The 10309-nt window shown below is 56.3% G+C and carries 12 protein-coding genes; 1 reads left to right on the plus strand and 11 read right to left on the minus strand.

Annotation, left to right across the window (positions count from 1 at the left end):
• Positions 1-34 precede the first annotated feature (34 nt).
• The 6 genes from ACZLZY_RS05145 to ACZLZY_RS05170 form a co-directional block, all read right to left on the minus strand.
• Positions 35-274, minus strand: coding sequence for a hypothetical protein (locus tag ACZLZY_RS05145; RefSeq protein WP_472932365.1), 240 nt, complete (start codon positions 272-274; stop codon positions 35-37).
• A gap of 354 nt (positions 275-628) precedes the next feature.
• Complete coding sequence (locus ACZLZY_RS05150) at positions 629-1096, minus strand: hypothetical protein (protein ID WP_472932366.1); 468 nt, start codon at positions 1094-1096, stop codon at positions 629-631.
• Positions 1081-1410, minus strand: coding sequence for a hypothetical protein (locus tag ACZLZY_RS05155; protein ID WP_472932367.1), 330 nt, complete (start codon positions 1408-1410; stop codon positions 1081-1083). Before ACZLZY_RS05155 ends, ACZLZY_RS05150 begins: the two co-directional genes overlap by 16 nt.
• Before the next feature lie 4 nt (positions 1411-1414).
• On the minus strand, positions 1415-1936 hold the full coding sequence (locus ACZLZY_RS05160) for a hypothetical protein (RefSeq protein WP_472932368.1): 522 nt from the start codon (positions 1934-1936) through the stop codon (positions 1415-1417).
• 5 nt (positions 1937-1941) lie between these two features.
• Positions 1942-2694, minus strand: coding sequence for a peptidoglycan-binding protein (locus ACZLZY_RS05165; RefSeq protein WP_472932369.1), 753 nt, complete (start codon positions 2692-2694; stop codon positions 1942-1944).
• A complete protein-coding gene (locus ACZLZY_RS05170) occupies positions 2695-2913 on the minus strand; it encodes a hypothetical protein (RefSeq protein WP_472932370.1) in 219 nt (72 codons plus the stop codon).
• A 985-nt stretch (positions 2914-3898) separates the two neighbouring features.
• Between ACZLZY_RS05170 and ACZLZY_RS05175 the strand changes: the two genes are divergently transcribed.
• Positions 3899-4477: an acyltransferase gene (locus ACZLZY_RS05175; protein ID WP_472932371.1), complete on the plus strand. Its 579-nt coding sequence runs from the start codon at positions 3899-3901 to the stop codon at positions 4475-4477.
• Here the strand turns inward: ACZLZY_RS05175 and ACZLZY_RS05180 are convergent.
• The 5 genes from ACZLZY_RS05180 to ACZLZY_RS05200 all read right to left on the minus strand — a co-directional run bounded on the left by ACZLZY_RS05180 (position 4474) and on the right by ACZLZY_RS05200 (position 8943).
• A complete protein-coding gene (locus tag ACZLZY_RS05180) occupies positions 4474-4911 on the minus strand; it encodes a hypothetical protein (RefSeq protein WP_472932372.1) in 438 nt (145 codons plus the stop codon). The two genes, ACZLZY_RS05175 and ACZLZY_RS05180, sit on opposite strands and share 4 nt — an antisense overlap.
• A gap of 604 nt (positions 4912-5515) precedes the next feature.
• Positions 5516-5818 (minus strand): glycoside hydrolase family protein, encoded by a 303-nt coding sequence (locus tag ACZLZY_RS05185; RefSeq protein WP_472932373.1) that lies wholly within the window; start codon positions 5816-5818, stop codon positions 5516-5518.
• Positions 5819-5856: 38 nt separating this feature from the next.
• Entirely contained in the window at positions 5857-6099 is a 243-nt protein-coding gene (locus tag ACZLZY_RS05190; RefSeq protein WP_472932374.1) for a lysozyme family protein, read from the minus strand.
• On the minus strand, positions 6086-6325 hold the full coding sequence (locus ACZLZY_RS05195; protein WP_472932375.1) for a DUF7940 domain-containing protein: 240 nt from the start codon (positions 6323-6325) through the stop codon (positions 6086-6088). The genes ACZLZY_RS05190 and ACZLZY_RS05195 overlap by 14 nt, the downstream gene beginning before the upstream one ends.
• Positions 6326-6831: 506 nt before the next feature.
• Positions 6832-8943: a polysaccharide pyruvyl transferase family protein gene (locus ACZLZY_RS05200; protein ID WP_472932376.1), complete on the minus strand. Its 2112-nt coding sequence runs from the start codon at positions 8941-8943 to the stop codon at positions 6832-6834.
• Between the last annotated feature and the right edge of the window lie 1366 nt (positions 8944-10309).

Genomic DNA, 10309 nt, shown 5'->3' on the forward strand with positions numbered 1-10309 from the left:
ATTACGGGCGGCTCTGGATGGTCGCCCGTATCTATTAGGAATTTAAAGCCAGTATGGGCCTTAATAACCTATAATTCCCGAATGCATTGCCCGCCTTCCGCCCATCCTTGCCCGCACCCGCCGTCGGCTGCTTTACTTCCAGCGAATTCGTGGCGCCACCCGACCGCGAGGCCTTATGCGTCACGCTCACGAACCGGTACGTGCCGTCGATGCCGGGCCGGGCGCCGGTCAAAACCAGCGTGCCTTCGGCATGCGCCTCGACGGTCAGGTCCATCTCGATGGTACCGCCGCCGGCCTCGCGCTCGGTGTCGGATATAACGAAGCCCCGCCGCTGGCGAGGGCGACGGGGCTCGTTTCTGATTAGGATCCAGCCGTTGGGAGCAACCGGATGCTAAACATGCGGGTCCTTTTAGCGGATACCGCATCGTAAAGTTGTCATGTGTTTTCGCATGTGTCTAGTGAGCGAAAACTTTGAGCAACTTGCACGTTCGGCGAGCAATCCGCTTTCTTCGACGCTAGCCTCGCACACATCGGTTCGGCGCTTGACCGTAAACGTAGGCCTTCAGCTACCCGAAACTGCTGATATGCGAAGTTAAGCCGCCGTCACCCGGTGAAGGGCAACGGTGGCTCAGGTGGTGGTCGGTAATAGACGGTACTGCTCAGCCCGGGGTCGGCGGCCAATCACGAATGGGATCTCGATCGTCTTCGTCAGCGGCCAGATGTAGTGGATCGGGTTGCAGACGTCGCTGATGACTACGCGGTACTGGCCGTCGCCCGGCGCCGCGGCGCGCGGGACTCGGAACGGCTGGATGAAGGTGTTGGGCTCATTGCGGATCCGGCCGACATACGGCGGGCTGTCCTCGATACTGACCTGGAACTCCCTTCCCGTCGCGTCGATCACATAGCGGACTGAATGCCGCGAGCAGAGCTTGAAGCGCTGGTAGGTGTATAGGACATCCCCGGTTGCACCCGCGGCGATCGTCGAAGGACGGATGCGAACCGAGATTGTCTCTGTCGGCGAGTTGCGGTCGCCGGCCCATATGGCTGCGACCGCTGCGGCACAGTTCGCCAAGGCGAAGATCAGAAGCTTCCCCATTTCGGTGCTCCCTGAAACCACGCGAACGCTTTCTGGATGTTGTTGGCGAGCAGCATAAAGCCCACGAATGTGCCGACCACCGAGATGATCAGCCACTTCGCCGCCCTCCCTGCTGTGATGAAGGACTGAGCCAGCTTGATTGCCTGAAACAGCTGCTCCTGCTCCTCCTGGTCCATGCGAGAGAGGCGTTGGAGCATCTCGACCTCGTCCTTCCGCAGCTGGGTGAAGAATTCCTTGGTCGGCTCCGGCAGCATGTTGAAGGCAAGAACCTTCGTCAGCTCGCCGTTCTCACGCTCTCGTTCAGTCTGAGACAATGGCCTACCCCTTGCCAGCGGCGGCCATGCCGCGGACGATCTGGTCGAGGACGAGGCTGTCGGGGACGAGCTTTGGCGCAGGCACTGGCTTCAACGCTTGGTCCACCATCGCGCTCAGCGCCGCCTGCCGGGCCGCAACGTCAGGCGCCAGCGGAGTGGCCGCGATGATCGCCTCGGCCTGAGGCTTGATCTTCTCCGCGATGTTTTCGTCCGTAAGGCCTTGCTTCCGGAAATGTTCGACGGCATCGGGGATGGCGTCGCGGACCAGCTTGACGCCGAGTTCCAGCGATTGACCTGGGAGTGACGTTAGCGCAGCCGCACCACCGGCCTTGACGACGATCGCGTTCGCGGTCCGGGTGATCGTGCCCTGCAACAGGTCTGAATAGATCTTGTCCATCTGGACGCCGGTCACCTTCTTGTAGCGCTGCACTGCCCAACCGACGGCGGCCGAGGCGGCGATCGGCAGGAGCGTGGCGTAAACCGGCCCGAGGATTTCCCAGGTCGTGTTCCAGAACGATTCCCACATGGTCTCTACTCCTGCCCAGCTCGGATATGGCGAATGGCCGCCATCGAGGCTTCGATGATCGTGAGGTACTGGTTGATGGTGCCGATGGGCGCCTCGCCGAGCGGCGGAGCGGGGATTGCTGGTGCTGGACCCACTACAGCGCCGGGGGGTACCGGCGGGGCGGCTTCGGAAGCGCGGGGTACGTCGTCCGCAGTCACCACAGGGGGCTCTGGAGCGCCTACCAGCGCGCCCGCCAGTGTCATCAGCGTCTTGCCGCCGGCCACGCCGTCGTCGTCGAGTGCCGCGCTCTGTCTCTGGAAGGCTAAGACGGCCGCCTCGGTGCCGTACCCGAAGATGCCGTCGACCGCCTGATTGTAGAGGCCAAGTGTCCGGAGGTCGGACTGCAGCTTCTTCACCGCGTCGCCGCGCTCTCCCCTTCGCAGGACGCCATCGGCCATCGCATCCGGTTCGGCAGCAACCGGCGCCTTCCCGCCAATCGCAGAGTCGCCGGTCGAGATCAGCTCGGCTTCTTCCCTCCGGCGCGTGACGAGGCCCTTCAGCACCTTGCCGCCGGCAGTCGTGCCAGTGACCTTCAACAGCGCGGCCGCGGCATCAAGTTCGCCAGCCTTGACCGCAGCCGCCCAGCGCCATTTCAACGAGCCGGTCCCGAGGTTGAAGACCGGGCTGGCGGTGCAGTCGAAGACGTGCGGCTCGACATCCTTGCCTAGGAACTTGGCGACGGCCGCCCCGTATTCCTCGTCGAACATCAGCATCAGCATTCAGCTCTCGTCGGCCTCGGTCCGCGTGATGACGGCCGTGGTGTCGAACTTCTGGCCCGGCCGGTTCTTACCCCACCACTTCCGGAAGGCTGCGGACGCCCAGGTCGCTCCGATGCCGATCGTCAGAACGGGCGGCGTGGCGTTGTCGTAATAGGCCTTCAGCACGACGCCCTCGAGCGTGCGAACGAAGGCGGCCCCAGCTTTGCTGAGTTGCTGCATGGCGGATCCTCACGAGACAAAAAAAAGGCCCGCCAGGTGAGGGCGAGCCTGTGGATAGGGTGCATGATGTTGATGGTGGGGGTTCAGCCGGCCAGCAGTGCCTCAATCGTATCGCGGATGGCCATGAGGATGCTTCAGACATGGAAAAGTCCCGCCGATGACGGCGAGCCTTCATGGAAAGATTGTCTATTCATGTAAGCGCCGCCAGGTATTCAAAATACTTGAGGAGCTAGTTGAACTTTACGGGTCGATGCCCTGTTGATGGGCGGGCGCAAATTGGGTGACAGTTTGAAGAAGAGCGAACTTCCGAACGATGGCGACTGGGAGCCAATCAGCTGGCTACGCTACTTCATCGAAATGCAGACCTTTCCCTCTTCTCGGAAACACAAGCTGTTCCGCAGAAGGCATGATGGCGGCTGGGTCTATTGCGAAACGACGAGACCATTCCCGCCGCCAGTGCTGAATACGGATCGCAGAGTCGCTGTAGATTATTATGCCGGCACCGAACGTCGGGAGGACGGCCGGAAGCCTTCAGCCAAGCACCACGATCGCTAGCCCGGCCCAGAAGGCCGCGCAAATTACGAAGCCGACGATAATTCCTCGGGCTGGTCCGAACTGGGTACGTGGAGTGGCTAACATATTTGTATGCTCAATTAGGTGATCGACCGTCCTGTTCATAACCGTCCCTCCCCGCGAGATGTCCTTCCCGTCTACCCCAATGTAATCACTAAACAGTTGCAGGTCCAACCACTGGTCACAAAACTGTCAAGCTCTGCACCAGAACGCTCAAAGACGTAGCTTACACGAAGGCATTGGCTTGGGCGAAAATGACGCTGGTCAAAGTTCTACAGCGCCCGGATGACCCCCGCCCACATCATGGATGACAGGGCGAGGCCTAGAGGCTGGCACCAATCAGACGATTGAGGTCATAGAGCGGCCCGGCTTTGCGCGGCCTCTAATCAGATAGTCTAACGGGACTATGACTATGCTTGATGGAGAAAATCTATCCAATAAGGTCCGCGGCAATCAATTGCTGCCGACGGGGATTCCCTTGCGTAAATTTTCCTACCTTTTTCGAACAGCTTTAGCACTGCAGCGTTTTGAAATTTTCCCATCCCGCGCCCGTCGATGGATACTGTCCCGACAAGCCGGAGCTGTGCACCAGTCTGCATTCGTCGAAGCTGACTGTACCGTCGTTCCAGGGGCTCTCGAATTAGGTTCGTCAGCATACCTAAACCGCGGTTGCTATCTCGACTGTCGGGGCGGCATTACAATCGGAGAAAACACGATGATCGGACCCAGGGTAATGATCTTGACGGTGACACATCCGATCTACGGAGAGAACAATGGTGAGGAGCCGATAACCGCGGCTGCTGTTCAGATCGGTTCAGGCGTTTGGATTGGAGCGGGTGCAACAATCTTGCCAGGCAGTGTGCTGGAAAACGGTTGTGTTGTTGGGGCAGGCGCTGTCGTCAAGGGGAGGCTGCAATCCCATACCGTATACACAGGTATTCCAGCTAAACGACTTCGTGCGATAGGAGGGCGTAGCCATCTGACGATTTAGCAGAGCGTTTGTTTAAGCGAGCAGGTTTTGGAGGACCGCCAGCAAGAGGCCCTTGCAGATGCCATAGCCGAGCGAGTTCGGGGGAACGCCTGAGCCAGATCCGAAATAGGTAGGGTTCGGTTGGCCCGGCCGGTGACCTGAACGGGCCCGTGCCCGCGGAACTTCGAGCTGTCGCCCGGCTGAACGTTGCTGAGATCCTTGCGGCCTTCGTATCCCCTCTGCGCAGGCGTCGGCCCCCAAGCCTTACGATCGAAGACGAAGCCACCGGTCTCGTGCATCAGCTGTGCGAAATATTGCGCCAGACGCTGCGCCGTGTTGACGCCGATTGCGGGGCCCATTTGCTCGAGGCCGAGCAGCATGGATTTCATGTTCGCCAGTTGCTTGGCGTTCGTTGATCCAACGATGGCGGTAAGGGTAGCAAAGCTTAGATTCATGGTCGGGCTCCGGACATGAAAAAGGCCCCGCCGCGATGGCAGGGCCTTGGTTGAAGGTGGATGCTGGTCGAGCGCCTACAGCGCGGCGCGTGATTTTGGCCGGTCCGTTAGATTTTTCTTTTCCGAGCCGCTTATTTGAAGCTTCTGGTGGCAAAAGCTAAATCGGAGAAGCTTCATACCTTTACGGCAGATGCGGAATTTGCGCGCAGAGTTGCAGACTTTGGAGTAGCGGCGTTCGATTTGAATGAGTTGAAGATGCCGACGCGAGATTTTTATGAGCGCATTCTCGCTTCCTTTAGGTCGCATGCAAAAGAACCTGCAATCGATCAAAAGCCTGGACACGAAATTCACGTTGGATATGTCAACTACGATGCACTCAAATCCTTTGCAGGAATTGGGGACGGGGACATAATTGCCATAAACGAGGGAACTGTGCCTCGGCTGATGTCCTTGTTTATTTACCACCTAAGTAAACCGGGTGGCTTCGCATGGCTGGGCGACTCGCCGAAAAGCTGGGCTGGCGACGTATTGTCACTGGAATTTCGAATCCATGCCTACACTGATCTGAGTCCGGCGCGATTTGAAGTATTCATGTATTCAGTCGTCAGCCCGACACGCAGAGCTCGGCCTCACCGAGCCGCTGCGCGTCCCCCATCTCGCGGCGCCGGACCAAGCCGGTGACGATCTGGCCGCCGGCCTTATTCCAAGCGGTCTGGGCTTCGCAGGCCTCGCAATATTTCTCGGTCACTGCCAGCGCGGCCGCGCGCGAGCCGACCATGCCCCCTACCCCGAAGTTGTAGGCGCCGGAGATCTGGGCGGCCTGGACCGAGATCGGGAGCTTGGTGAAGCCTTTGATCTGCTTCGTCAGCGGCGTGTAATAGCCGGCGCTGACCCGCTTCTTCAGCATAGCCTCACACTCGGCCTTGGTGAAGCTTATGTTGGCCGTCAGCGGGCGGCCGTTGATATACGGGTCTCGCCGTAGCAGATGTCCCAGATCTTCGCGTACTGGTCCAATTGCGATCGCAGAGCCAGCCCTTCCCAGGGCTTGATCAGATGGTCGACGGCGAGCGTCACCGATGCCGGCGTGCTGTTCACGAACGGGACCGCGGCAGCCGCAGCCGCAGCGAGCACAACGCCGGCGATCGCCGCCTTGCCGCGCTTGCTGGCGGTGATCCTATTTACTGGCATCGGAGCCTCCGGATGTTGGGACGTTGGACTGGGCGACGAGGCGGGAGATGAAGGCCGCGGCGGTGGTGATGCCGGACAGCGCGGCGAACACGCCGTGCGCGATGTCGAAGAGGCCGTCGATCAGCGGGAGGCCGACCTCGAGGCCAGAGAACAGCCCGGCCAGAAGCATCAAGCGGATCGACGAGGCGTGCTTCAGCACCCGACGCCAGTGAGGGACGAGTTCCATGGTTTGCTCCGGGCATGGAAAAAGGCCCGCCTGATGAGGGCGAGCCGCTGTTTTGGTTATGGTTTTGGATAGGTTCGGCGGCGAGGATGAGCCACCAGCACGACACATCGTCCGTATCGTCGTGCTGAAGCAGGTGCCATACAGGCGGCGCTACTCCCCCGAGCAGCGCCGCCATTTGCGTTGCAGGGCGACCCGTCGAGGAGGACGGGAGGGTTACAGAACGGCTACAGCAAGCCCGGCCAAAACGACGGCTGCGACGATGCCGCCGATCAGGACGCCATGGGGGGGGGGCGCAGCCGGTGCGGTTGGGCATAGACTGCCTCTGGATTCCGCTGATCAAGATGATGTCCCGGAGCATCAGCCGCTCAAGCAAAAGGCCCGCCCCACGGGGCAGGCCTTGGTTACCAGCGTACTGCGGAAGCGGACACTCGGATCTGAATATGAGGCAAGCCAAGCTTCAACTGTTTAGAGCAAGCCCGCAATAAAGTAGGCTTGCTGTCATCAACTCAGTCGTTTGGGCGCAACATCAATGAGGAAACGTCCATTCGTGTTGGTACTGGCGGGTGAAAACTTGCTGCCCCAAACGCGACTATAGCCACCGGCTCAATGTGTGCAGGTATTTTCAGCCTATGCGAAAATGTCTCATAACGTTTTCTATTTGCTTCTCTGGACTCTATTAGGTCTCGTGAAAAATGGTTCCAACATACCCCATAGTTGCAGACATGTGCAGCAAGTATCATTTGTATGATTGCAGCCCCTGCATCGATATAGAGGCCAGCCTCGTTATTGCCTAGTCCGCCATAAAACCGCCGGTCGGCACCAACAAAAATAAGGCAGGGAGCATCGTAGCAGTGCTCCTCTTTCAGTTCTTTAAGTAGATGCCTCTCAGATTCTTCGGCTATAACAAGGAACCTCCATGGCTGTCGATCTCCAGAATTTGGAGCCCACCGCGCTGCGTCAACCATCTTGTTAGCAAAATGCTTCAACTCATCTACGGAGGGTTGGGTTTCACTCCAAACCCGAGAACTCCTGCGCGAGCTCACCATACGCAAGTAATCAGGCAGCAGCGTCTCATCTACAGGTCTCGCCGACGTCGACTGCTTTTTAATAAACTCGGCCTCCAGGCGGTCATAGGTGTCTGCTATGTTGATAGCCCACTTGACGGTCGGATCATTGATCCGCCCATTTCGCTCTCTGAGGAGCTGAGCGCTGTGAAAAACGTTTTCTCTGCGCCGATCGTAAAAAGCTCTCTTGCGGTGAAATATTCGATTGTAGAATGACTTTTCGATACGATGGGCGTCATGGCGCATAAAGGCCATAAGTTCATCATCTGACAAAACTGAATTATCTACCTCATTAAAATTTTTAAGTACGACGTCTCCCCTTGTTCCTTTGTAGTAGGAAGCCGCCCCTCGTTTAAGCCAGCCAGCTAATGCCCGTGGGCTTTTTCTGCGATCCAATCCCGGGATTGTCGGCTTGAGTGGCTCCGATGATGGTTTTGGCTGAGCCGATGCCCTCATTTCAGCCAGAATACCTGGCAACCTATCAAAATGAAGCGAATTGAAGTCCGGATACTTGAACGGAGGAACGGCTTTCGCTTTTGCTAGCGTCGAGCGGATTTCATCGACAGACTCGCAAAATATGACGTTCGGAATATCTTTAAACCATTCGAGAGCGGAAGTAAGTTTATGGTCGACCGTTCGGAGAACCACTACAGGCTTTCGCGTGATAACTGCAAAAATTAACCCATGGAACCGGTCAGTTAAAACAGCATCATGTGATTCGAATAATTCAAGTGTATCTCTAATGACTTCATATCGTTGTTCATCCTCGATGGGACTTTCGAGCGTCGTGTCGTAAAGCGTAAAGGGTGCCGGGACCAGCTCAGAAACCCTCACCCTTTCATCTGCTGTAAAGATCGATTCATCGTCGACACGAAGACAGGCAAGCGTCTTGCCGGAATTCGCAGGCCTCGCGTTTAAGGTAAATTCGTTCTTGTCCAACGACAAAACGTAATCCGGCATTGTGAGAATTTGAGCACGCGGAAACATCTTGCTCGCAATCTCGCCACTTACCGGATCGCGCCCGATTACAGTTAATCGATCATGCTGAGCGTATACATACTCGCTTACTCTTTTTTGATAGCGCCCGACCTTGTGGTCATGAAAATATATGGTCTGCGGCAGGCTAACGACCCTGTTGTTCGGCAGCTTCGAGATAAGCAGCCTCCGTCCAGTTTCTGAGTAGATGCCACGATCTCCCAGATTTCCCCCACTATGAATAAAAACAAGGTCGTTTGGCTTAACACTTTCGGCAATTTTATCGGCGCACGCAAGAATAACATCCTTGTCGAGCTCTATTACCGGAATGCCCGGATATTGCTTGCCAATCCATCGCTGAATTGCCAATATTTGCGCATGATCGCCTACGTTACGTAGCCCTGCAGTAGGAAGAAGGCCATAAATGATTCGAGAACCAGCAGAGACGTGCCAGTTAATTTTTGAAAACCTCTCTAATGCCGAATTTTTACGACCTTCAGGCAGCACATAAGGCCCAAATGGGTCCTTAGGTACATCTAATTGTAGGTTCTTCTTTAGGTATCGGTAAGCCTTCTTCAAGGGCGGGGGTACCTTATCTCTGAACGTCATATCTGCTCTTGCGATCCCGTTGCGGCGGCTGTTATTATACCCTAGCACAGAGATACATCAACTCGCATCAATCTGCCTGGTAGGCTCGCTTCGCAGGATGTGTGGGGGGGGGGGGGGGGGGGCTGCAGTTGCCCGTCATGCCGAGCACACCCCAGCCCGACGCGATCCGCCCGCGATCTCAGACCGACGAACGCGCCACAGCGCCGCCTCGGAATATTAGGCGCCTGGTGGCTCGATATGCGGTTTATGGCAGGCGAGTTGCGCGGTAAGCGCTATCGAAAGGACTGATCTGAGACATGCCGCGATGCAGATCCGGCAGGCATTTCGAAGAGGTCGCGGCGGGTGGGGTTGGTCATGCTGAGCCCTCAAAATGAGACAGCCCCGCCCACATCACGGATGACAGGGCGAGGCCGAAGCAAAATTATAAAATTTTGCCATTCCATCCGATGCAGATCACTCGTGTTAAGGCCGCTTTCTCTTCGACACGCCGCCTCAAATAGATTTGCTAAATTTCAGTTCTCTTGCATGGCGCAATGCATCCCGATTATATTTCCCGAGATTTATAACCATTACCATCGCCACATTAACTCCACTGGCAACCGAGCCCATTATACCCGTTGCCTTGCACTCGACGAGCCCAGACTCGACGGATATCCTTCGTATGGGATCATCCGGGCGGTCGTTTTTTATGTATGCTTCTCAAAGAAATTTACCTTTCCGGTTGATAACAGAGAAGTGGGCGCCGTACACGTTCGGGAATAATTCAAGAGCGCTAGAGATGTTGGATGCATCAGATAAGTTTGACTCACGAGCGTAAATTCTAAAATAATCGATTGGTTTAATAATCACCTTTTGTCTTATGGACATTACGATAACTAAATATCGCTGTGCGATATTGCTACCGTCGCACCATTTTCCTAATTATGAGATTCCATCGAGGCTTTCGTCAGTGCTACTGTTGGGAAGCTTCTGACATATGGAAGTTGTTAATAACTGACCGTACGAGCGCCATGTCGGAGCGCGATATCAGTTTGGAAGATGCTATACTGTAAACATCACTTGGGAGCAGAGCTTTATCTGATAAGCGCTCAAATGCCGCCGCTTCGTTCTTTATGCCGTCAAGTTCATTAGATTTAAAGTCTAGACAATCAAGCAGGCGTTCCTATTTTGGTAACTCCAACCCTTCTATGCTTATAAGTGACAGAGCACTCATACTAACGAGCGCTAATCAGAACCTGTGGGCCCAGTCCCGCATTCCCATGGATATGAATTTCCAAGGCTGATCGACGAGCTTCGTCCAGGCGTGGCATCAATGGTCGACGATGTCGTTGTAGTA

This window comes from Mesocryomonas lacus (assembly GCF_055730135.2).